Origin of the sequence: Ottowia oryzae, from assembly GCF_003008535.1 — a bacterium.
Taxonomy (GTDB): Bacteria; Pseudomonadota; Gammaproteobacteria; order Burkholderiales; family Burkholderiaceae_C; genus Ottowia; species Ottowia oryzae.
Genome location: NZ_CP027666.1, coordinates 3,080,287 through 3,103,186, shown reverse-complemented (window position 1 = coordinate 3,103,186; position 22,900 = coordinate 3,080,287). Strand labels below are relative to the sequence as shown.

The 22,900-nt window shown below is 66.2% G+C and carries 17 protein-coding genes and 1 tRNA gene; 14 read left to right on the top strand and 4 right to left on the bottom strand.

The features are described 5' to 3' along the window. Positions 1 to 144: 144 nt before the first annotated feature. A complete protein-coding gene (gene trhP, locus C6570_RS14140) occupies positions 145 to 1,557 on the bottom strand; it encodes a prephenate-dependent tRNA uridine(34) hydroxylase TrhP (protein ID WP_106703792.1) in 1,413 nt (470 codons plus the stop codon). Positions 1,558 to 1,721: 164 nt separating this feature from the next. On the opposite strand from trhP, the gene C6570_RS14135 reads away from it, so the two are divergent. The 5 genes from C6570_RS14135 (at position 1,722) to rimO (ending at position 9,731) form a co-directional block, all read left to right on the top strand. Next, positions 1,722 to 2,312 (top strand): DUF3617 domain-containing protein, encoded by a 591-nt coding sequence (locus C6570_RS14135; protein ID WP_164675548.1) that lies wholly within the window; start codon positions 1,722 to 1,724, stop codon positions 2,310 to 2,312. A gap of 261 nt (positions 2,313 to 2,573) precedes the next feature. Continuing rightward, on the top strand, positions 2,574 to 5,486 hold the full coding sequence (locus C6570_RS14130; RefSeq protein WP_106704714.1) for an aconitate hydratase: 2,913 nt from the start codon (positions 2,574 to 2,576) through the stop codon (positions 5,484 to 5,486). Between the two features lie 342 nt (positions 5,487 to 5,828). After that, entirely contained in the window at positions 5,829 to 7,025 is a 1,197-nt protein-coding gene (locus C6570_RS14125) for an FAD-dependent monooxygenase (RefSeq protein WP_106704713.1), read from the top strand. 226 nt (positions 7,026 to 7,251) lie between these two features. Beyond that, positions 7,252 to 7,818: a polyhydroxyalkanoate synthesis repressor PhaR gene (phaR, locus tag C6570_RS14120; protein ID WP_106703790.1), complete on the top strand. Its 567-nt coding sequence runs from the start codon at positions 7,252 to 7,254 to the stop codon at positions 7,816 to 7,818. Positions 7,819 to 8,282: 464 nt separating this feature from the next. Then, positions 8,283 to 9,731 carry a 30S ribosomal protein S12 methylthiotransferase RimO gene (gene rimO, locus C6570_RS14115; protein WP_106704712.1) on the top strand — a complete coding sequence of 483 codons (1,449 nt, stop codon included), beginning with the start codon at positions 8,283 to 8,285 and terminating at the stop codon, positions 9,729 to 9,731. Between the two features lie 230 nt (positions 9,732 to 9,961). On the opposite strand, the gene C6570_RS14110 is transcribed toward rimO, so the two are convergent. Next, positions 9,962 to 10,046: transfer RNA gene (locus tag C6570_RS14110), tRNA-Leu, on the bottom strand. Between the two features lie 62 nt (positions 10,047 to 10,108). Here C6570_RS14110 and rnr point away from each other — a divergent pair. Together rnr and C6570_RS14100 are read left to right on the top strand one after the other, a co-directional pair. After that, complete coding sequence (gene rnr / locus C6570_RS14105) at positions 10,109 to 12,397, top strand: ribonuclease R (protein ID WP_245896497.1); 2,289 nt, start codon at positions 10,109 to 10,111, stop codon at positions 12,395 to 12,397. 143 nt (positions 12,398 to 12,540) lie between these two features. Beyond that, positions 12,541 to 13,308, top strand: coding sequence for an SDR family oxidoreductase (locus C6570_RS14100; RefSeq protein WP_106703789.1), 768 nt, complete (start codon positions 12,541 to 12,543; stop codon positions 13,306 to 13,308). A gap of 73 nt (positions 13,309 to 13,381) precedes the next feature. Here the strand turns inward: C6570_RS14100 and C6570_RS14095 are convergent, their stop codons facing one another. Both C6570_RS14095 and C6570_RS14090 read right to left on the bottom strand, forming a co-directional pair. Continuing rightward, positions 13,382 to 14,959 carry an NAD(P)H-hydrate dehydratase gene (locus C6570_RS14095; RefSeq protein WP_106703788.1) on the bottom strand — a complete coding sequence of 526 codons (1,578 nt, stop codon included), beginning with the start codon at positions 14,957 to 14,959 and terminating at the stop codon, positions 13,382 to 13,384. A 190-nt stretch (positions 14,960 to 15,149) separates the two neighbouring features. Then, entirely contained in the window at positions 15,150 to 16,400 is a 1,251-nt protein-coding gene (locus tag C6570_RS14090) for a D-amino acid dehydrogenase (RefSeq protein ID WP_106703787.1), read from the bottom strand. A 325-nt stretch (positions 16,401 to 16,725) separates the two neighbouring features. Between C6570_RS14090 and rpsB the strand changes: the two genes are divergently transcribed. The 7 genes from rpsB to ispC all read left to right on the top strand — a co-directional run bounded on the left by rpsB (position 16,726) and on the right by ispC (position 22,882). Beyond that, entirely contained in the window at positions 16,726 to 17,484 is a 759-nt protein-coding gene (gene rpsB, locus C6570_RS14085; protein WP_106703786.1) for a 30S ribosomal protein S2, read from the top strand. A gap of 137 nt (positions 17,485 to 17,621) precedes the next feature. After that, the gene (gene tsf / locus C6570_RS14080; RefSeq protein WP_106703785.1) at positions 17,622 to 18,512 is read left to right on the top strand and encodes a translation elongation factor Ts; all 891 of its coding nucleotides are present in this window, start codon (positions 17,622 to 17,624) and stop codon (positions 18,510 to 18,512) included. Between the two features lie 93 nt (positions 18,513 to 18,605). After that, the gene (pyrH, locus tag C6570_RS14075; RefSeq protein ID WP_106704710.1) at positions 18,606 to 19,328 is read left to right on the top strand and encodes a UMP kinase; all 723 of its coding nucleotides are present in this window, start codon (positions 18,606 to 18,608) and stop codon (positions 19,326 to 19,328) included. Between the two features lie 152 nt (positions 19,329 to 19,480). Further along, the gene (frr, locus tag C6570_RS14070; RefSeq protein WP_106703784.1) at positions 19,481 to 20,041 is read left to right on the top strand and encodes a ribosome recycling factor; all 561 of its coding nucleotides are present in this window, start codon (positions 19,481 to 19,483) and stop codon (positions 20,039 to 20,041) included. A gap of 37 nt (positions 20,042 to 20,078) precedes the next feature. After that, positions 20,079 to 20,825, top strand: coding sequence for a polyprenyl diphosphate synthase (gene uppS / locus C6570_RS14065; RefSeq protein WP_106703783.1), 747 nt, complete (start codon positions 20,079 to 20,081; stop codon positions 20,823 to 20,825). 15 nt (positions 20,826 to 20,840) lie between these two features. Beyond that, positions 20,841 to 21,704, top strand: coding sequence for a phosphatidate cytidylyltransferase (locus C6570_RS14060; protein ID WP_106703782.1), 864 nt, complete (start codon positions 20,841 to 20,843; stop codon positions 21,702 to 21,704). Beyond that, the gene (gene ispC / locus C6570_RS14055) at positions 21,701 to 22,882 is read left to right on the top strand and encodes a 1-deoxy-D-xylulose-5-phosphate reductoisomerase (protein ID WP_106703781.1); all 1,182 of its coding nucleotides are present in this window, start codon (positions 21,701 to 21,703) and stop codon (positions 22,880 to 22,882) included. The genes C6570_RS14060 and ispC overlap by 4 nt, the downstream gene beginning before the upstream one ends. The last annotated feature ends 18 nt before the right edge of the window (positions 22,883 to 22,900 follow it).

The following is a 22,900-nucleotide window of genomic DNA, read 5'->3' as shown; positions in this document are numbered from 1 at the left end:
CGCCACGGCGCACCGTGGCCAAGCGTGTCCGCCTGTGCAGGGCGGATACGCATGTCCGCCGCACGACGAGGGTTGCGAAATACTATGAAATAGATAGCTTCCAGCGCTGGTTAAGCCTGCGCTGGAGGCACATTTGCCTGCTATCTATACCGTTTCGGCCGTCGGCGCCTGGTGCAGGCGGGCGATCAACGCGTGCTCTGCCGGGCCGTCCACCGGAATCCACACGCGCAGCGGGTTGCCCGCGGCCACTTCGATCGCCTGGCCGTCGGCGTTCTTCATGACGTCCAGGCGCACGGTGCGGTTGCCCTGGGGATGGATGATCTCGATCCAGTCGCCCACGGCGAATCGGTTCTTGGTTTCCACTTCTGCCCAGCCGTCCTGCACGGCTTTGACTTCGCCCACGAACTGGCTGCGTGTGGCCACGGAATGGCCGGTTTCGTAGTTCTGGTAGTCGTTGGCGGGGCGCCGCTCCAGAAAGCCGCTGGTGTAGCCGCGGTTGGCCAGGCCTTCCAGCTCGGTGATCAGCGCGGGGTTGAAGGGACGGCCAGCCACCGCGTCGTCGATGGCGCGGCGGTACGTTTGCGCGGTGCGGGCCACGTAGTACAGGCTCTTGGTGCGGCCTTCGATCTTGAGCGAATCCACGCCGATCTTGGTCAGCTTCTCGACCAGCTCCACCGCGCGCAAATCCTTGCTGTTCATGATGTAGGTGCCGTGCTCGTCCTCCATGATCGGCATCAGCTGGCCGGGGCGGCCTTCTTCCTCGATCAGGTACACCTTGTCGGCCGACGGGTGGCGCTGGCCATTGCCGCAGGTGGATTCGCCGCCCAGCGCGGCCTGCTCAGCGCGCTCAGCCTCGGCGCCGAAGCTGAAGCCGTCCAGCCGCTCGCCGCGCGCCAGGGCTTCGCCCGTATTGGGGTCTACATCGGCGTCCACGGTCTTGTAGTTCCAGCGGCACGCGTTGGTGCAGGTGCCCTGGTTAGGGTCGCGCCGGTTGAAGTAGCCCGACAGCAGGCAGCGGCCCGAATAGGCGATGCACAGCGCGCCGTGCACGAACACTTCCAGCTCGATGTCGGGGCATTCGTTGCGGATCTGCTCCACCTCGGCCAGGCTCAGTTCGCGCGAAAGGATGATCCGCTCGACGCCCGCGCGCTGCCAGAACTTCACCGCGGCCCAGTTGGTGCTGTTGGCCTGCACCGACAGGTGGATCGGCACGTGCGGCCACAGGCCTTTTTCCATCTGCTCGCGCACCAGCATGATCAGACCCGCGTCGGCCATGATCAGCGCGTGGGGCTTGAGCTCGACCACCGGCTGCAAATCACGCAGGTAGGTGCGCACCTTGTCGTTGTGGGCGATCAGGTTGCTGGTGACAAACAGCTTTTTGCCCCGTGCGTGCGCCTCGGCAATGCCTTCGGCGAGTTGCTCCAGGCGGAATTCGTTGTTGCGCGCGCGCAGGCTGTAGCGCGGCTGGCCTGCGTACACGGCGTCGGCGCCGAAGTCGTAGGCGGCGCGCATCTTGTCGAGGCTGCCGGCCGGCAGCAGCAATTCGGGGGCTTTCATGGGGGCGTATTGTCCCTTTTTGGCGTTCGGCGTGCCGGCTTTTGGGGATGTTGGGGCTTTCCATAGGCCCCGCGCTGCCAATCAAGCCGCAAATGCGCGGCCCATGGATAGCCACCGTGGCCTTGCGGGCCTACCATCGCCACTTCCAATTCGGAGGGAAGACCATGAAACTCAATCACCCCGCCATGTGCCTGTGGGCAGTCGCTGCTGCACTGACGGCCGGCCACGCGCAGGCACAGGCGCAGTCCATCAAGCCAGGCCTTTGGGAGCTGCGCATGACCAAGCAAGTGGTCAACGGCGTGGACCAAACCGCCCAGATGGCCGCCGCTGCCGAACAGATGAAGGCCGCCATGGCCAAGCTGACGCCCGAGCAGCGCAAGCAGATGGAGGCCGCCATGGGTGGCGCCGGCGCTGGCCCGGCAGGCGCGCACCGGCTGTGCATCAGCCCAGCCATGGCGGCGCAAGAGGCGCCTAAGATGCCGACCGACGCCAAGTGCCAGCCGCCTACGGTCAAGCGCGAAGGCAACGTCACGCAGTACGAGTTCAGCTGCCAGCAGGACGGCAATACCGTCAAAGGCAAGGGCCAGTCGGAAGTGGCCAGCAACCGCGTGGTGACGCGCATGGAGATGGTCACCACCGGCCGCCAGGGCAAGCAAAGCATGCAGAGTGAGTCGGAGATGCGCTTTGTCAGCGCCGACTGCGGCGGCGTTGTGCCTGCCGATCAGCTTGGCATGAAGGCGCCGGCCAAGCGCTGAGGTGCTTTTTGCGGCGTGCCGTCTGCTTTACTGGGCGGCAGTACCGCTGCCCCTTCACGCACGATTGGCGGCACCACCGCCAGTGCGAACCGCGGCGCCAGCCGGCCCGGGCCAGCGCGGGCCGTACCAGCACGCAAGCGCCGCGCTCCTTCAACCCAGGTCAAGAAAGGCTTTCCCCTTTGGTCGCCAAAGTCCTTTGACGCCTGACACAATAAGGAAAGGCGCGTTGTGCGCTCCTGCCATTTGTTGAAGGAAAACGTCATGGCTACCAAAAATTCCCACGCTTTCGCCTCTGCCCGTAAGAGTTTTACAACCGCCTCCGGCAAGACGGGTGACTTGTATTCCCTGCCGGCCCTGGCCAGGAAGTTTCCCAACATCAAGCGGCTGCCGGTGTCCTTGCGCATCGTGCTCGAATCGGTGGTGCGCCATTGCGATGGCTTGAAGGTCACGCCCGAGCACGTTCAGCAACTGGCCAACTGGCAGCCCAACGCCGCCCGCACCGACGAGATTCCCTTCACCGTGGCCCGCGTCGTGCTGCAGGATTTCACCGGCGTGCCCCTGCTGGCCGACCTGGCGGCCATGCGCTCCACCGCCCAGCGCCTGGGCAAGGACGCCAAGAAGATCGAACCCCTGGTGCCGGTGGATCTGGTGGTCGACCACTCGGTGATGGTCGACTTCTACGGCAAGAAGAACGCGCTGGACTTGAACATGAAGCTCGAGTTCCTGCGCAACCGCGAGCGCTACGAATTCATGAAGTGGGGCATGCAGGCGTTCGATACGTTCGGCGTGGTGCCCCCGGGCTTCGGCATCGTCCACCAGGTGAACCTGGAATACCTGGCGCGTGGCGTGCACAAGCGCGCCGACGGCGTTTACTACCCCGACACCCTGGTCGGCACCGACAGCCACACCACCATGATCAACGGCATCGGTGTGGTGGCCTGGGGCGTGGGCGGCATCGAGGCCGAGGCCGCCATGCTGGGCCAGCCGGTGTATTTCCTCACACCCGACGTGGTGGGCTTCGAGCTGAAGGGCCGCCTGCGCGAAGGCTGCACCGCGACCGACCTGGTGCTCACCGTCACCGAAATCCTGCGCCGCCACAAGGTGGTGGGCAAGTTTGTCGAGTTCTTTGGCGAAGGCACGCGCACGCTCAGCCTGCCCGACCGCGCCACCATCGGCAACATGGCGCCTGAATACGGCGCCACCATGGGCTTCTTCCCCGTGGATGAGCGCACCATCGAATACTTCCAGGGCACCGGCCGGACCAAGGCCGAGATCGAGGCGTTTGAGGCGTACTTCCGCGCCCAGGGCCTGTTTGGCGTGCCCAAGGCGGGCGACATCGACTATTCGCAGGTCATCACGCTCGACCTGGGCGATGTCAGCCCCAGCCTGGCCGGCCCCAAACGCCCGCAAGACCGCATCGAGATCGGCCACGTGGCCGCGCAGTTCGAAACCCTGTATTCCAAGCCCATGGGCGAAAACGGTTTCAACCGCCCCGCCGCCGAGCTGCGCAATCGAGTGGACGTGGTGCGCGATGCCCACATCGAAGCCGAAGAGACGGCGCCCACCGCCCAGCCCCCAGCCGCTGGCGCACCGCGCGAGGTGGTGGAAATGGTGGCCAACCGCCCCACGCTCGAATCCGCGCTGGCCGTGGCCGACGTGATCGAGCCGTCCACCCCCTACCGCTACAGCCTGGGCAATGGCGACGTGCTGATCGCGGCCATCACCAGCTGCACCAACACCAGCAACCCCAGCGTGCTGTTGGCGGCGGGCCTGCTGGCCAAGAAAGCGGTGGAGGCGGGCCTGACGGTGCAGCCGCACATCAAGACATCGCTGGCGCCGGGCTCGCGCATCGTTACCGAGTACCTGACCGAAACCGGCCTCATGCCCTACCTCGAAAAGCTGGGCTTTGCACTGGCGGGCTACGGCTGCACCACGTGCATCGGCAACGCCGGCGACCTGGCGCCTGAGATCAACGAGGCCATCGTCAAGAACGACCTGATCTGCGCCGCCGTGCTGTCGGGCAACCGCAACTTCGAGGCGCGCATCCACCCCAACCTGAAGGCCAACTTCCTGGCCAGCCCGCCGCTGGTGGTGGCCTACGCCATCGCCGGCAACGTCATGGTCGACCTGATGACCCAGCCCGTGGGCAAGGGCAAGGGCGGCAAGGACGTGTTCTTGGGCGACATCTGGCCGACCAGCGACGAAATCAACAAGCTGCTCAAGTACGCGATGAAGGGCAAGGCCTTCCGCGAGAACTACGCCAAAGTGGCCACCGAGCCGGGCGACCTGTGGGAGCGCATCGAAGGCGTGACCGGCCAGGTCTACAACTGGCCCACCAGCACCTACATCGCGCAGCCGCCGTTCTTTGACGATTTCACTATGGAATCAGGAGCTGCCGGCGCAGGCCAGACGGGCGCTGGCGGCCAAAATGATGACCATCGTGTGACCGGTGCGCGCGTGATGGCGCTGTTTGGCGACAGCATCACCACCGACCACATCTCGCCGGCCGGCAGCATCAAGGACACCTCGCCCGCCGGCCAGTGGCTGCTGAAGCACGGCGTGCACAAGCCCGACTTCAACAGCTATGGCGCGCGCCGCGGCAACCACGAAGTGATGATGCGCGGCACCTTCGCCAACGTGCGCATCAAAAACCTGATGATCCCGCCGCAACCCGACGGCAGCCGCGAAGAGGGCGGTGTCACGCTGTACCAGCAGCCGGGGCCGGAGCAGGGCAGCAAGCAGTTCATCTACGACGCGGCCATGAAGTACATCGCCGCGGGCGTGCCCACGGTGATCTTCGCGGGCGAGGAATACGGCACCGGCTCCAGCCGCGACTGGGCGGCCAAGGGCACGCAGCTGCTGGGCATCAAGGCCGTGGTGGCCAAGAGCTTCGAGCGCATCCACCGCAGCAACCTGGTGGGCATGGGCGTGCTGCCCCTGCAGTTCAAGGCCGGCGAATCGTGGGAAAAGCTAGGCCTGAAGGGCGACGAGCTGATCGAGATCGTCTGCGACGAGCAGCTCACCCCGCAGAGCGACGCGCAGCTGATCGTCACCCGCGCCGATGGCAGCAAGAAGAAAACCACGCTGACGCTGCGCATCGACACGCCGATCGAGGTGGACTACTTCCGCGCCGGCGGCATCCTGCCCTACGTGCTGCGCCAGCTGCTGGCGTAAGCGGCGCCGGTCGCTGTGCAGTGCCGCGCGAGCGCTGCACAGCGGTGGAATGCGCCAGTTTTTGAATCCAACTGGCCGCCAGCGCAGGCGGGTAGGGCGCTGGGAGCTATTGGTTTGAGAGCGTTGGCTGCGATCTGACAGCGTAAGGGGCTGTCCGTCAGCTGCGCGAATTCCGCCACGGCGGTTCGCGCCCAGCACGTCTTTGCGGCCACGCCGCCCGATGCGCGTGGCCCCGTCGCTTGTGACCCTGAGCGCATCGACAGGTGCAGCCTGCGCGCTGCGCGGATCATGCCCGGCCGCCCTGTGCAGGGCGCGCACCGCGTCACGGCACAATCGGGGGTCATGAGCGCATTGCAAGTGTTGATCGCAGGGGGCGGGATTGGTGGCTTGGCCGCGGCGCTGGGCTGCGCGCGGGCCGGTTGTGAAGTTCGCCTGTACGAACGCGCCCCCGCGTTCAGCGAGGTGGGCGCGGGCGTTCAGCTGGGGCCGAACGTCACCGGCATCTTGCGCGACTGGGGCCTGGGCGACGAGCTGCAGGTGGTCGCCGCCTTTCCGGAGCAGCTGCAGGCCCGCAGCGCGCTGACCGGCGAGGTGCTGGGCCAGCTGCCGCTGGGCGCGCGCTCGATCGAACGCTACGGCGCGCCCTATGTCACCGTGCACCGGGCGGATCTGCACCGCGCGCTGGCCCGTGCGGCGATGCGCGACGAGCGCATTCACGTGAATCTGAACCAGCCGGTCACGGATTTCTCTGACGCCGCAGGCGCCGTCACGCTGACCATTGGCGCCACCTACCGAGTGGAAGGCGACGTGCTGGTGGCCGCCGATGGCGTGTGGAGCCCCATCCGCCAGGCGCTCATCAAGGATGGCCCGCCGCGCGTCACGGGGCATCTGGCCTACCGCGCCATGCTGCGCACCGCCGATTTGCCGCCTGCGCTGCGCGCCAACCAGGTCACTGCATGGCTTGGCCCGCATGTGCACGTCGTGCAGTACCCCGTGCGGCACGGCGAGTGGACCAACGTGGTGGCCATCGTCGAAGGCGCGCCGCCCTCGGATGCCCACGACTGGGACCACGGCGCCAACCAGGCCGATCTGATGCACGCCCTGGGCCGAGTCTGTGCCCCGCTGCAGGAATTGCTGGAAGCCGCGCCCGGCGCCAGCCTGAACGCCGCCACCTGGCGCCTGTGGGCGCTGGCCGATCGCCCACCGGTGCGCGGGGCCGACCAGATGGCGCGCGGCCTGGTGGCCTTGGCGGGCGACGCCGCGCATCCGATGCGCCCGTTTCTTGCCCAAGGCGCCGGCATGGCCATCGAGGACGCGGCCGAGCTCGGGCGCGCCATGGCGATGGACGCCGTGGATGTGCCCACGCGGCTGAAGCGTTATGCCCTGGCGCGCTGGGAGCGCTGCGCGCGCGTGCAGGCGCGATCCGCCCGCAACGGGCAAATCTTCCATTCCACCGGCCTGATGCGCCTGGGGCGCGACGCCTTGATGCGGGTCATGGGCGCGCGCCTGATGGACGTGCCCTGGCTGTACGGGCGCTAAAGCCCGCTAACGGACGCTGAGCGGGCGCGCCTGCTCAGCCTGCCGCCGAAGGTCGCATGGCTTGCGTAGAGTGAAAACGCTCCGCCCAAGGCCCTTCACAAAGCGGGTGATCGGGCGGCACCCAAATGGCGAAAAATCTTGCTCGCATCAGGGAAAGCCTGTGCATGGTGCGGCGCAGCAGCAACCTAGAATCCTTGGCGATGCAGCAGTTTCCCGTTCGTTCGACATGAGCCGTAGCAAGCCCTCCACTGAGCCGAAGACCCCCAAAGGCTCTGCGGTCCCCCCTCCCACGGCCGAGCGCGTGATCAAGAAGTACCCCAACCGGCGCCTGTACGACACCACCAGCTCAAGCTACATCACGCTCGCCCAGGTGCGCGAACTGGTCATGAGCCGCGAGCATTTCGCCGTGCGCGACGCCAAGACCGGCGAAGACCTCACGCGCAGCATCCTGCTGCAAATCATTCTGGAAGAAGAGGCGGGCGGCTCGCCCATGTTCACCGAGGCAATGCTGTCCAACATCATTCGCTTCTATGGCCATGCGATGCAGGGCTTCATGGGCAGCTACCTCGAGAAAAACATCCAGTCGTTCATGGAAATCCAGGCCAAGCTGGCCGACCAGTCCAAGGGGCTTACGCCCGAGATGTGGTCGCAGTTCCTGACCATGCAGTCGCCCCTCATGCAGGGCGTGATGGGCAACTACCTGGAGCAGTCTAAGAACATGTTCCTGCAGATGCAGGAGCAGATGAACCGGCAGACCGAGCAAATGTGGGGCGCTTTCGGCCTCAAGCGCTGAAGCGGCGCTGACGTGCAGGAATGCCGGGTGCCGGGCGCCGGGCGCACTGCCGCCAGGAAGCGCTTGCCGACCGGGCCGATGCACTGAATGATCGGCAGCGCGGGTACCTTGCCGCAGTACCGACGCCCGCAACGCGCTGAGCGCATACAATGCACGCTGCTTGCACCTTGCGCAAAAGGCGCGAGGCCTCAGCTTCAACTACGACGCGATGCAGCGAAGACAGTTGGCCCATGTGGCGCCGGGCGATCAGGGCCCGTTCAAATTCTGCGCAACGCGCGATCTGCGCCAATGTGCGCATCCCACCCTGACCTTCCTGGCCTTTCCTACAGCACGCTGGGCCATTCCATCCAGCCCCTGCCACCTTGTGCCGCTGCGCCGCACAGCACACGGTCGGGGCGGAGATTTCCGCTGCGAATCTGCGCAACCAGCCAGCGCCAAGTCTGGCCGCGCCACCTGAAAAGAACATGACCACCACCACCGATGCCGCGCCGGCGGCCGCACTCAAGACCGAAGCACCCCGCGTAGGCTTCGTCTCGCTGGGCTGCCCCAAGGCGCTCACCGACTCTGAGCTGATCCTGACCCAGCTCTCTGCCGAAGGCTACGCCACCAGCAAGACGTTTGAAGGGGCCGACCTCGTCATCGTCAACACCTGCGGCTTCATCGACGAAGCCGTGAAGGAAAGCCTGGACACGATTGGCGAGGCGCTGTCGGTCAACGGCAAAGTCATCGTCACCGGTTGCCTTGGTGCAAAAACGATAGCTGCCAGCGCTGGTACGGCGGGCGCTGAAGGCCAAAATGGCTCAGATAACCTGGTGCGATCACTGCACCCATCGGTGCTGGCCGTCACGGGCCCGCACGCCACGCAAGAGGTGATGGACGCGGTGCACCAGCACCTGCCCAAGCCGCACGACCCGTTCATCGACCTGGTGCCCGGCGCGTTTGGCGAGGCGGGCCTCAAGCTCACGCCGCGCCACTACGCGTACCTGAAGATCAGCGAAGGCTGCAACCACCGCTGCACGTTCTGCATCATCCCGTCGATGCGCGGCGACCTGGTCAGCCGGCCCGTGGGCGACGTGCTGAAGGAAGCCAAGGCGCTGTTCGAAGGCGGCGTGAAAGAGCTGCTGGTGATCAGCCAGGACACCTCGGCCTACGGGGTGGACGTGAAGTACCGCACCGGTTTCTGGGATGGGCGGCCCGTCAAGACGCGCATGCTCGATCTGGTGCAGCAGCTGGCCGAGCTGGCCGAGCCGCACGGCGCGTGGGTGCGCCTGCACTACGTGTACCCGTACCCGCACGTGGATGAAATCGTTCCGCTGATGGCGCAGGGCAGGGTGCTGCCCTACCTGGATGTGCCGCTGCAGCACAGCCACCCGGACGTGCTGCGTCGTATGAAGCGGCCCGCCAGCGGCGAGAAAAATCTGGAGCGCATCGCCCGCTGGCGCGAAATGTGCCCTGAACTGGTGATCCGCTCGACCTTCATCGCCGGTTTTCCGGGCGAGACCGAGGCCGAGTTCGAGCACCTGCTTGATTTCGTGCGCGAGGCGCGCATCGACCGCGCGGGCTGCTTTGCCTATTCGCCGGTGGAAGGTGCCACCGCCAACGCGCTGCCAGGCATGCTGCCGCCCGAAGTGCGCGAAGAACGCCGCGCGCGCTTCATGGAAGTGGCCGAGGCCGTTTCCACTGAAAAGCTGCGCGAACGCGTGGGCGCGACCATGCAGGTGCTGGTGGATTCGGCACCCGCGCAGGGGCGGAGAGGCGGCGTGGGCCGCAGCTACGCCGACGCGCCGGAAATCGATGGGGTGGTGCAGCTGCTGCCGCCCGAGAAGATCAGCAAGACGCTGAAGGTGGGCGAGTTCACGCGCGCCCGCATCGTCGGTACCCAAGGCCACGACCTGGTGGCCGTGCCGGTCTGACCGCGTGAGGCTGTCGCTGCGCTTGTCGTCTGCCCTTGGCCTGAACCTTGGCGCGGCCGTGTGCCGCGCAGGGCACAGGCTTGGCAAGGCGGGTGTCGGGTGTGGCTTCCTGCCAACAAACTGCGCCGACAAGGCGGCGCAACAACGCGCGGGCAAGAAAAAAGCCACCCTAAGGTGGCTTCTTAAGGGCATTCGGTCTGTTAAGTTCAGACTTCATGCCAACATCTCTTTGGTGCCCAGGAGAGGACTCGAACCTCCACGGAGTTACCCGCTAGTACCTGAAACTAGTGCGTCTACCAATTCCGCCACCTGGGCATCAGGACAAGCAAGGATTCTATATCAAAAATTCGAACATAACCAGCATCGGGCTGGAAGAAATTGAAGGTGTGGTGCAAGGGCACCGCGACGGGCACGGTTTTGTGTCGCCAGATGACGGTTCTCCCGACATCTATTTGCCCCCGAACGAGATGCGCGCGGTGTTGCACCGCGACCACGTTAAGGTGCGCGTGGTGCGCCACGACAAGCGCGGCCGCCCCGAGGGCCGCGTGGTGGAAATCGTGCAGCGCCCGCCGCACCCGATCATCGGGCGGCTGTTGCACGAAGGCGGCATCTGGCTGGTGGCGCCGGAAGACAAGCGCTACGGCCAGGATGTGCTGATTCCCAAGCAGGGCATTGGCGAGGCCAAGGCCGGCGAGGTGGTGGTGGTCGAGCTGACCGAGCCGCCGGCCCTGTACGGCCAACCCATCGGCCGGGTTCGTGAGGTGCTGGGCGACATCGACGACGCGGGCATGGAGATCGAGATCGCCGTGCGCAAGTACGGCGTGCCGCACGAGTTCTCTGCCCCCGCCATGGCCGAGGCGCGCGCGCTGCCTGACACCGTTCGGCCGGCTGATAAGGCGGGCAGGGTCGATCTGACCGACGTGCCGCTGTGCACCATCGACGGCGAAGACGCACGCGACTTCGACGACGCGGTGTATTGCGAGCCCGCCGTGGTCACCGGCCGGGGCAAGAAGCCCAACGGCTGGCGCCTGCTGGTGGCCATTGCCGATGTCAGCCACTACGTCAAGACGAACAGCCCGATCGACGTGGACGCGTACGACCGCGCCACCAGCGTGTACTTCCCGCGCCGCGTCATCCCGATGCTGCCTGAAAAGCTCAGCAATGGCCTGTGTTCGCTGAACCCCGACGTTGATCGCCTGTGCATGGTGTGCGACATGCTGGTCACGGCCAACGGTGACGTGCACGCCTACCAGTTCTACCCGGCGGTGATGCACAGCCATGCCCGCTTCACCTACACCGAGGTGGCCGCGATCCTGGCGAACACGCGCGGGCCCGAGGCGGCGAAGCGCAAGGCGCGCGTGAAGGACCTTGAGAACCTGCATGACGTGTTCCGCGCCTTGCTCAAGGCGCGCCACGCCCGCGGGGCAGTGGATTTCGACACGGTAGAGACGCAGATCATTGCGGACGAATCGGGCCGCATCGAGCGGATCGAGCCGCGCACCCGCAACGACGCGCACCGCCTGATCGAAGAGTGCATGCTGGCCGCCAACGTGTCCAGCGCCGACTACATCCTGGGCAGCAAGCACGCGGGCCTGTTCCGCGTGCACGAGGGCCCCACGCCCGAGAAGATGGAGCTTTTGCGCGCCTACCTGAAGGCGCTGGGCCTGGGCCTGTCGATCAGCGACGAGCCGCACCCCAGCGAATTCCAGCGCATCGCCGAAGCCACCAAGGACCGCCCCGACGCCGAGCAGATCCACATGATGCTGTTGCGCTCGATGAGCCAGGCGATCTACACGCCCACCAACAGCGGCCATTTTGGCCTGGGGTATGAGGCGTACACGCACTTCACCAGCCCGATCCGGCGCTACCCCGACCTGCTGGTGCACCGCGTCATCAAGGCGATCCTGCAGGACCGCAAGTACCAGCTGCCCGATCTGCCCACGCCCGGCGAGGCGCATGAGAAGCTGACCCGCCGCTTGAAAAAGCAGAGCGCCTCGCGCAGGCGGGACGAGGGCGCGCCGCCCAAACGGCTCTCTGAAGAGCTGCTGGGTTGGGAGGCCGCAGGCCTGCACTGCAGCGCCAACGAACGCCGCGCCGAAGAGGCCAGCCGCGACGTCGAATCGTGGCTGAAGTGCAAGTACATGAAAGAGCACCTCGGCGAGGTGTTCAACGGCACGGTGACGGCCGTCACCACGTTCGGGCTGTTCGTCACGCTGAACGAGTTGCACGTGGAAGGGCTGGTGCACATCACCGAGTTGGGCGGCGAGTATTTCCGCTTCGACGAAGTGCGCCAGGAGCTGCGCGGCGAACGCACCGGCATTCGCTACATCATCGGCAGCAAGGTGCGCGTGCAGGTCAGCCGGGTGGATCTGGACGGTCGCAAGATCGACTTCCGCATGGTGTCTGAAAACGACGAGCTGCCAGCGCGCCCCCCACGCGATCGCGCCGGCAGTGCCGCCGCCGAAGGCCGTGCGGGCAATACCGCTAAACCAGCCAAGTCGGCTAAGTCGGCCAAAGCCGGCGGCCGTGCGGCGCGCCCGCCGCGCGCCGATGGCGAAGGGCCGTCGCGCCAGGCGATGTCGCCTATCCAGGCACTCAAGGCCAGCCTGAAGAAGGCGACGGGCCGCGCCAAGAAGAGCAGCAAGCCGCGCAAGACCCGGCGTTGAGCGATGTGCACCGGTGCCGATCGGCGCCGGTGCGCGCCGGCCGGCCCCGATTGAGGTTCGGGTGAATTCCGGTTTGCTATTTTTAGTGTAGCTGTCAGCGCTGGTGCAGCCTGCGCTGGAAGCCATTTTTATTTGAGATTCGCATGAATTCAGCAGTCACACCATCGCCGCGCACCGCCATCGTCACGGGCGCGGGCAGCGGCATTGGCCGCGCGTCGGCGCTGGCGCTTTTGAACGACGGCTGGCAGGTGGTGCTGGCCGGGCGCCGGCGCGAGCCGCTCGAGGCCGTGGCCGCCGAGTCAGGCGCCGGCGACCGCGCCATGCCGTTTCCTGCCGACGTGAGCGACGCCAGTGCGGTGGCAGCGCTGTTTGCCGCGGCGGTCGAGCGCTTTGGCCGCGTCGATCTGCTGTTCAACAACGCGGGGCTCAGCAACCCGCCCGGCCCGTTTGAAGACTGGACGCCTGAGCAATGGCGCGCGGTGGTCGACGTCAACCTGAACGGCATGTTCTTCTGCCTGCAGCAGGCGTTTCGCACCATGAAGGCGCAAAGCCCGCGCGGCGGCCGCATCATCAACAACGGCTCGATCTCGGCCACCACGCCGCGGCCCAATTCGGCCGCCTACACGGCCACCAAACACGCGGTGAAGGGACTGACCAAGACCGCCGCGCTGGACGGCCGCCCGTGGGACATCGCCGTGGGCCAGATCGACGTGGGCAACGCCATGACCGAACTGGCCGCGCGCATGGCCAAGGGTGTGCCGCAGGCCAATGGCCAGATTGCCGTAGAGCCGATGATGGACGTGGCCGACGTGGGCCGATCGGTGCTGTACATGGCCAACCTGCCGCTGGATGTGAACGTGCTTTTCCACACCGTGATGGCGACCAAGATGCCGTTTGTGGGGCGCGGCTGACCTGCTGAACGCCCCCAGTTCTTAGGTACCGGTACTTGAACAGCCCCTGGCTGCGGCGCGCGCCGCCGGCCCGCTAACCGAGCGACTTGGCCAGCGCGCCGGCGGTCAAGCCGTGGCCGCGCGGCCAGGCGTCTGCCGCCGCGCCGTGCTGGTACACCGCGTCGCACGCGGCCTGAAACGCAGGCTGCCCCGCGGCCAGTCGCGCCCCCGTCAAACCCGCCAGCACGTCGCCCGTGCCCGCCGTGGCCAGCAGGCCGTTGCCCGTGGGGTTGATGTGCGGCGCCTTGCCCGGCGCGGCGATCACGGTGCCGCTGCCCTTCAAGACCACCACCGCCGCCATGCGCGCAGACAGCGCCTGCGCTGCGGCGAGGCGGTCGCGCTGCACCTCGGCCGTGGTGGTGCCTAGCAGCCGCGCGGCCTCCAACGGGTGCGGCGTCAGCACGGTGGCCAAGTTGCCGTCCGCCCTTCGGCGCACATCGGCGGCCAAGTCGGGCCGATGGGCGATGGCGTTGAGTGCGTCGGCATCCAGCACCAGGCGCGGCGCCTGCGCCAGGATGGCGGGCAGCAGCGCGGCCACCGAAGCGCCGCCGCCGCAGCCGCACACCACCGTCAGGCTGGCCCGCGGCAGCGCCTGCGGGTCGCGAAACATCAATTCGGGCTGCGCCACATCGCAGTCGATCTGCGGCTGGCCCAGCAGGCCCACGTATACGCGCCCGGCGCCGCCGTGCAGCGCGGCGCTGGCGGCCAGCAAGGCCGCGCCCGCCATGGCGGTGGCGCCGGGGTGCGAGGCATCGACCGCGCTGACCGCGCCCTTGGCGGCGGGGCGCAGGGTTTCACCGCCGACGATGGCGACGTCGCCCCGGCTGCCTTTGTGGCTGGCGTGCGCATAGTGCGCGGTGGCGGGCGCGCCAGACAGCCAGGCCGTGGCGGGCTCTTCGCCCAGAGGCACCATCAGATCGTCGAACCAGAGGGTGCCGCAAGCGTCGCGCCCCTGCGCGGTGAACAGCCCTGGCTTGAGGGTGAGCAGGCTCAGCGTATGGGTTCGGCTTTCAGTGCCAAACAAGCCGCTGGCGCTGGTGTGGCCTGCGCTGGCAGCTATCAAAGGCGTAGCGTCGGGCGAAAGCAGGCAACCGGTATCGGCGTCAAGCCCGCTGGGCACATCCACGTTCAGGCGCAGCGCCGGGCTGTGGGCCATGTGCGCCAACCAATGGGCCATGCGGCCCTCTGGCGGGCGCGCGGCGCCGATGCCCAGCAGGGCGTCAATGCACACATCCTGCTCGCCAAGCCGGTCAGCCGCAGGCGGCTGGTCGCGCAGCTGCACGCCCGCATCCAGCGCACGCGCCAGTGCCGCGCGGGCGTCGGCGGGCGCGCGATCGGCATCGCCCAGCCAGGTGACGTGGGGCGTGCGCCCCCAGCGCTGCAGGTGCAGGGCGGCTTCCAGCCCGTCACCGCCGTTGTTGCCGGGGCCGCAGGCGATCCAGATCGTGCGGGCGTGAGGCGCCAACGCCATCGCCAGCCGCGCCACCGCCAGGCCCGCGCGCTGCATCAGGGTGTTGGGCGGCAACTGGGCCGCCGCGCGTTCCTCAACGCGGCGGGTGGCGACGACGCTGTGCAGCGCGTGCGGTGTGTCCAATCGCAAGAGGTGCGGCATGGCGACGATTGTGCATGCGAGGCAATGCGTGGCTGCGCCGTCGTGGCCGGTGCTGAAAGCGCGAAACGGGTCGGCCGGTGGGTGCAGCGAGAGGCTGATCGACCAAGCCCGCCCAACCGAGGGCCGGTTCTGATCCTGGCTTGTTGAGGCTTAGCAAACTTGCTTCGACGCCTTGGCACGGCAGCGGCGCTCAGCGCAGGCGATCCGGCCCCAGGCCTTCGGTGTCTATCTCGGGTTGGCGCCCGGCAATCTGGTCGGCCAGCACGCGGGCGCTGCCGCACGCCAAGGCCCAGCCGCTGGAGCCATGCCCCAGGTTCAGCCAAAGGCCAGGTCGGCCGCTGGCGCCGATCACCGGCGGGCCGTCCGGCAGCATGGGGCGGGCGCCTTTCCAGACCTGCACGCCCCGCGACAGCCGCCCGGCGGAAGGGAACCAGTCCGACAAGACCTTGTACAGGGTTTGCAGCGCGTGCTGGTTCGTCGCGTCCGGCGTGCCGCCGATCTCAGCAGAGCCCGCCACGCGCACGCGCTGGCCCATGCGGCTGATGGCGACCTTGTAGCGCTCGTCCATCACACCGCTGCGCGGGGCGAAAACAGGTTCTGGCACGTGCGCGCTCACGGAATAGCCATACACCGGGCGCATCGGCAGGCGAATGCCCAGGGGCGCCAGCAGTTCGGGCGACTGCACGCCCGCGCACACGACCAGCGCGTCAAAGTGGTGCGCGGTGGGGTCGTTTGCTACGTAAATGGTAGCTGGTTGCGCTGTATCAATGCGCGCTACAGGCGTATTGAACGAAAAATTCACGCCCATCTGCTGCGCCGCATCGCGCAGGATGACGGCAAACTGGCGGCAATTGCCCACGCCGTCTTCGGGCAGAAAAATGGCGGCGGCCAGCGGGGTGTCGGGGTTCAGCGCGGGTTCGATCTGGCGCGCTTCGGCGCCGGTGATTTCGTGAAAGGCCACCCCCAGCTCGCGCAGCAGCGCCATGCCCGGCTGCGCCATTTCGCGCTCCTGGTCGCCGCGCAGCAGCACCATGTAGCCGTTGCTGCGGTCGAAGTCGTAGGCCATACGCCCAGCCACCTCGTTCAGCCGCTGGCGGCTGTAGAACGCCAGGCGCTGCAGGCGCGCACGGTTGGCCAGGTAGGTGTCGGCATCGCAGGCGCGCAGCCAGCGGCGCATCCAGGCGATGTCACCGCCCGACAGGGGGCGGCTCACGCGCACCGAGGCGTGCTTGGTCAGCAGCTGGCGCAGCACCTTGCCCGGCATGCCGGGGGCGGCCCAGGGCGTGACATACCCGGGCGCAAGCACGCCGGCGTTGGCGAAGCTGGCGCCTTCGGCCACGCTCGCGTGCCGCTCGACCACGGTCACCTCGTGGCCGTCGCACGCCAGCTCATACGCCGTGGCGACACCAACGATACCGGCGCCAAGAATCGCGATTTTCATGGGGGAGGGCACTGCGGTGAATAACCGCGGACTGAGACAAGTGAGGGGCGGCCGATCGCCACCGCGGCGCGAATCATAGAGATATTCGGGCCAGGTGTGCGCCTGGCGGGGCGAAGATCACGGCGGCGCCGAAGGCCTAATGGCCCCGCACATGGGTGCTGGCGTGCTAGAATCCTGCGGTTTTGCTGAATGGCGCCGCCTTGGCGCTGCAAGCGGCAGAACAAATCGCAAACCAGCCCCACGAGGTGTCGCCCGCCGGCCGTTCTTGGCCGAATCCGGTGATCTGCGGGCTGGCTTTTAGATCCAACCTTGAGAAGGTATTCCTATGTCCGTCACCATGCGTGAAATGCTGGAAGCCGGTGTCCACTTCGGTCACCAAACGCGCTTCTGGAACCCCAAGATGGCCCCGTACATTTTCGGCCATCGCAACAAGATCCACATCATCAACCTGGAAAAATCGCTGCCGATGTTCCAGGACGCGCAGAAGGTGGCCAAGCAGTTGGCAGCCAAGCGCGGCACGATTCTGTTTGTTGGTACCAAGCGCCAGGCCCGCGAAATCGTCGCTGAAGAAGCCCGCCGCTGTGGCATGCCCTATGTCGAGCAGCGCTGGCTGGGCGGCATGCTGACCAACTTCAAGACGGTGAAGACTTCCATCAAGCGCCTGAAGGACATGAAGGCTCAGCAGGAAGCCGGTCTGGAAAGCATGAGCAAGAAAGAGCAGCTGATGTTCTCGCGCGAAATGCAGAAACTCGAGCGCGACATCGGCGGCATCCAGGACATGAACGTCCTGCCCGATGCGATCTTCGTGATCGACGTGGGTTTCCACAAGATTGCCGTGTCCGAAGCGCAAAAGCTGGGCATTCCGCTGATCGGCGTGGTGGATACCAACCACAACCCCGACGGCATCGACTACGTGATTCCCGGTAACGACGACTCGGCCAAGGCTGTGACGCTGTACGCCCGCGGCATGGCCGACGCTGTGCTGGAAGGCAAAGCCAACGCCGTGAACGACGTGGTCAAGGCCGTTCAGGCCGAAGGCGACGACGAGTTCGTCGAAGTCGAGGAAGGCCAGGCGTCCGCCTGAGTTTTGCGCCTCCTGCCGGGCCGACGCTGAGGCGTCACGCCGTGGCACTAAAAAGGGGCCGCAAGCCCCTTTTTTCGTAAGCTGATTTTCAGGGCGCCCAGGGCGGCGCCACTTAACCGAACCGACGGAGAAACAAGATGGCAGCAATCACTGCAAGCATGGTCGCCGAACTGCGCGCCAAGACCGACGCCCCGATGATGGAGTGCAAGAAAGCCCTGACCGAGGCCGATGGCGACATGGCCAAGGCCGAAGAGCTGCTGCGCGTCAAGCTGGGCACCAAGGCTGGCAAGGCCGCCAGCCGCGTGACGGCCGAAGGCGTCGTGGCTGCCTACGTGGCAGGCGATGTGGGCGCGATGATCGAAGTGAACTGCGAAACCGACTTCGTGACCAAGAACGAAATGTTCCTGGCCATGGCGCAAGGCGCCGCCAAGCTGGTGGCAGAAAACAACCCGGCCGACATCGCCGCACTGGGCGCGCTGCCGTATGAGCAAGACGGCTTCGGCCCCACGCTGGAAGACGTGCGCGTGGGCCTGGTCGGCAAGATCGGCGAGAACATGAGCTTCCGCCGCTTCGTGCGCAAATCCGGCACGCAACTGGCCAACTACCTGCACGGCACCCGCATCGGCGTGCTGGTGGAGTTCCAGGGCGACGAAGCCGCCGCGAAAGACGTGGCGATGCACGTGGCCGCGATGAAGCCCGCCGCGCTGACCGGCGCCGACGTGCCCGCCGAGCTGATCGAGAAAGAGCGCAGCGTGGCGACCGCCAAGGCGGCCGAATCTGGCAAACCTGCCGATATCGCTGCCAAGATGATCGAAGGCTCGGTGCAGAAATTCCTGAAAGAGGTTTCGCTGTTCAACCAGGCTTTCGTGAAGAACGACAAGCAATCGGTCGAGCAGATGCTGAAGGAAAAAGGCACGCAAGTCTCCGCCTTCACGCTGTACGTGGTGGGCGAAGGCATTGAGAAGAAGGCCGACGACTTCGCGGCCGAAGTGGCTGCGCAAGTGGCTGCCGCCCAAGGCAAGGCCTGATCGGCGCCAAGGCTGCGGCGCGCCTGGGTGGCGCCGCTGCAGCACGCCGCGCAACTTGAGCCACCCGCTCCCTTTATTCACCCGAACATGCCCATGACCAAAGCCAAACCTGTTCACAAGCGGATTCTGCTGAAGCTCTCTGGTGAAGCCCTGATGGGCGATGACGCGTTTGGCATCAACCGCGCGACCATCGAGCGCATCGTGGGCGAGATTGCCGAGGTGACGGGCTTGGGTGTTCAGGTCGCGGTGGTCATTGGCGGCGGCAATATCTTTCGCGGCGTGGCGGGCGGCTCGGTCGGCATGGATCGCGCCACCGCCGACTACATGGGCATGCTGGCCACCGTGATGAACGCGCTGGCCCTGGCCGACGCCATGAACAAGCATGGCATGACGGCGCGGGTGATGTCCGCCATCGCCATTGAGCAGGTGGTTGAGCCTTACGTGCGCCCCAAGGCGCTGCAGTACCTTGAAGAAGACAAGGTGGTGGTGTTCGCCGCAGGCACGGGCAACCCCTTCTTCACGACCGACACCGCAGCCGCGCTGCGCGGTGCCGAAATCGGTGCCGAACTGGTGCTGAAGGCCACGAAGGTGGATGGCGTTTATACGGCCGATCCCAAGAAAGACCCGACCGCCACACGCTACGCCACGCTCACGTTCGACGAGGCCATGAGCCGCAACCTGGGCATCATGGACGCGACGGCGTTCGCCCTTTGCCGTGACCAGAAGCTGCCTCTCAAAGTGTTTTCGATTTTCAAGCCCGGTGCCCTCAAGAGCGTGGTGCTGGGTGGCGATGAAGGCACTCTGGTGCACGTCTGAGAAGCGCCTGGCAACCGTCCTTCGGGCGGACCCAATGCGCCGCAGGCCGGTTGCAGCGAATGCGCCAGCCGCGGCGCCTGAGGGCTTGCCCCGGCGCCCCACCGTCGCCATGCCCCGGCAGCGGGCAATAATCCGCGATTGGAGATACTGACATGACCATTGCCGACATCAAATCCAACACGCAGACCAAGATGGATCAATCCATCGCTGCGTTCAAGAACAACCTGACCAAGATCCGCACCGGGCGCGCCAGCCCCGCGCTGCTGGACACCATCCATGTCGAGTACTACGGCAACAACGTGCCCTTGTCCCAAGTTGCCAACGTCGCGCTGATCGACGCGCGCACCATCAGCGTGCAGCCCTGGGAGAAGGGCATGGGTGCCAAGATCGAAAAGGCCATCCGTGAGAGCGATCTGGGCCTGAACCCGGCCAGCATGGGCGATCTGATTCGCGTGCCCATGCCGCCCATGAGCGAAGAGCGCCGCAAGGAAATGACCAAGATCGTGCGCAGCGAGGGCGAGAACGCCAAGATCGCTGTGCGCAACCTGCGCCGCGACGCCAACGAAGCGATCAAGCGCCTGGTCAAGGACAAAGAGGCCACGGAGGACGACCAAAAACGTTCCGAAGCCGACATCCAGAAGTCCACCGACAAACACATCGCCGAGATCGATGCCTTGGTCGCCTCCAAGGAAAAGGACATCATGGAAGTCTGAAGCGCAGCGCTTCGGATCTTTCGTCTTTCGCCGCAACATGGCGTTTCCCCGCTTGTCTTCCGCTGCGTCCGCAGCGGCCCGCCCAGCGCCTCATCACGTGGCCATCGTGATGGACGGCAATGGCCGTTGGGCGCACAAGCGCCTATTGCCGCGCATTGCCGGGCACCGTCAGGGTGTCGAATCCTTGCGTCGCTGCATCCGCGCCTGCGCCGAACGCGGCGTGAAGGTGCTGACGGTGTTCGCGTTCTCTTCCGAGAACTGGAATCGCCCTGAGGAAGAAGTCAGCGGGCTGATGGAGCTGATGGGCAAGGCGTTGGCCAATGAGGTGCCTGAGCTGCATCGGGCGGGCATCCGCATGTATTTCGTGGGTGATCGCGATTCCTTGTCCGCGCGCATGCAGCAAAGCCTGACGCAGGCGGAGGCTGCCACGGCGGCCAATTCGCGCATGGTGCTCAACGTGTGTTTCAACTACGGCGGACGTTGGGACATCGCCCAGGCCGCGGCGCGGGTGGCGGCCAGCGGCCAGCCGATCAATGAAGAATCGCTGGGGCGCGCGACAGCGCTCGCGCATGTGCCCGACCCCGATCTGCTGATTCGCACGGGTGGCGAGCATCGCATCAGCAACTTTCTGTTGTGGCAGTGCGCCTACAGCGAGCTGTATTTCAGCGACAAGCTCTGGCCCGATTTCGACGAAGCCGCGCTGGACGAAGCCTTGGCCGACTACGCAGTTCGTGAGCGCCGCTTCGGCAAGACCTCCGCCCAGGTGGCGCAGGCCACAGGCTGAACGAAAGGCACCGACATGCTGCGTCAACGTGTCATCACCGCCCTGGTACTGCTGGCCATTCTGCTGCCGGCGCTTTTCGCCGCCTCGCCCGTGCCTTTCATTGCGCTGTCGGTGGCGATGATCGCGGCCGCCGGTTGGGAATGGGCACGCTTGAATGGTGTCACCGGCGCCGCCGCGTTGGCCACAGGTGCCGTGTGCGGCGCGCTGTGCCTGGCGTTGTGGGGGCTGGGCGCCGTGGATCGCCCCTTGCCCGGGCTCTGGTTGGCATCCGCAGCCGCTTGGGTCGTGGGCGGTGCGTGGCTGATTCGCGGGGGTGTCTCTGGCTGGCCCAAGCTGCCGCGCGGCCTGCGTTGGTTCGTTGGCGTGACCGCGTTGTGCGTGGCCTGGCTGGCCATGGCGCAGGCGCGCACGCTCGGCGTCAACTTCTTGCTCTCCTTGTTCATGCTGGTCTGGGCCGCCGACGTGTTTGCCTATTTCTTTGGCCGTGCGCTGGGCGGCAAGTTGTCGGCGGGGCGCAAGCTCGCGCCCACCATCAGCCCTGGCAAAAGCTGGGAAGGTGTTTGGGGTGGCATGCTGGGCGTGTTGATCGTCGGCTTTGTCTGGATCGGCGTTGACCAGCGTTGGGCCACCGGTTCCGCGAGCCTGTTTACGCGCCTCAACGGCGTTGGCCCTTGGTTGCTGGTCTTGGCGTGCTTGTTTCTGTCTGCGATGAGCGTGGTGGGCGACTTGATCGAGTCGCTCGTCAAGCGCAGCGCGGGTATGAAGGATTCCAGCCAGTTGCTGCCTGGCCATGGCGGCGTGCTCGACCGGATCGACGCCATGCTGCCCACGTTGCCGCTGGCGATGATGCTGGTCAGTGTTGCAGGAGGTGGGGCGTGAGCAAGCAGCGCGTGGCCGTGCTGGGATCGACCGGCTCGATTGGCACCAATACGCTGGACGTTCTGGCGCGCCACCCTGATCGGTTCGAGGTGGTGGCACTCACTGCCGCGACCCAGGTCGATCTGATGCTGGCGCAGTGCGAGCGCTTTCGGCCCCGCGTCGCAGCGATGGCCAGCGAGCCGCACGCGCAAGAGCTAGCGCAGAAAATTAAGCAAAAAGGCCTTCCAACGCAGGTGGAATCAGCGCAGGCAGCTATTGAAGATATAGCGTCTTCCGACGAGGTGGATGCTGTCATGGCCGCCATCGTCGGTGCTGCAGGACTGGCTTCCTGCCTGGCGGCGGCACGCGCCGGCAAGCGCTTGCTGCTCGCCAACAAAGAGGCATTGGTGGTTGGCGGCGATGTGTTCTTGCGGGCCGTGCGCGACGGCGGCGCCACGCTGCTGCCCATCGACAGCGAACACTCAGCCGTGTTCCAGTCGCTGCCCGACGATCCGGCCACCTGGGGGCGGCGCATTGAGAAGATCATGCTGACCTCGTCCGGCGGGCCGTTTCGCACGCGCGATCCGGCCACGCTGCGCGATGTCACACCCGATCAGGCCTGCGCGCACCCCAATTTCGCGATGGGGCGCAAGATCTCGGTGGATTCGGCCACGATGATGAACAAGGGGCTGGAGGTCATTGAGGCCAAGTACCTCTTCGGCGTGGCGCCCGAGCAGATCGAGGTCGTGATTCACCCGCAGCAGATCATCCACTCCATGGTGCAGTTTCACGACGCATCGGTCATCGCCCAACTGGGCACGCCCGATATGCGCGTGCCCATCGCCTATGGGCTGTCCTGGCCGGAGCGCGTCGAGAGTGGCACGCCGCGGCTCGATTTCGCGCGGATTGCCGCCATGACGTTCGAGGCACCCGACTTGGCGCGGTTTCCGTGCCTTGGCCTGGCGTGGGAGGCGCTTCGTGGGCCCTCAGGCAGCTGCGCCGTGTTGAACGCGGCCAACGAGGTGGCGGTGGCCGCCTTTCTGGACCGGCGAATCCGCTTTGACCAGATTCACCACGTCAACCGTGCCACGCTGGATACCGTGCGGCCGGATGCGCCCGACAGCCTGGAAGCGTTGCTGGCGCTGGACGCGCAGGCGCGCGCTGCGGCATTGTTGGTGGTTGGCGCCCTGGCGCCTTGAACTTTCACCGCGACGACG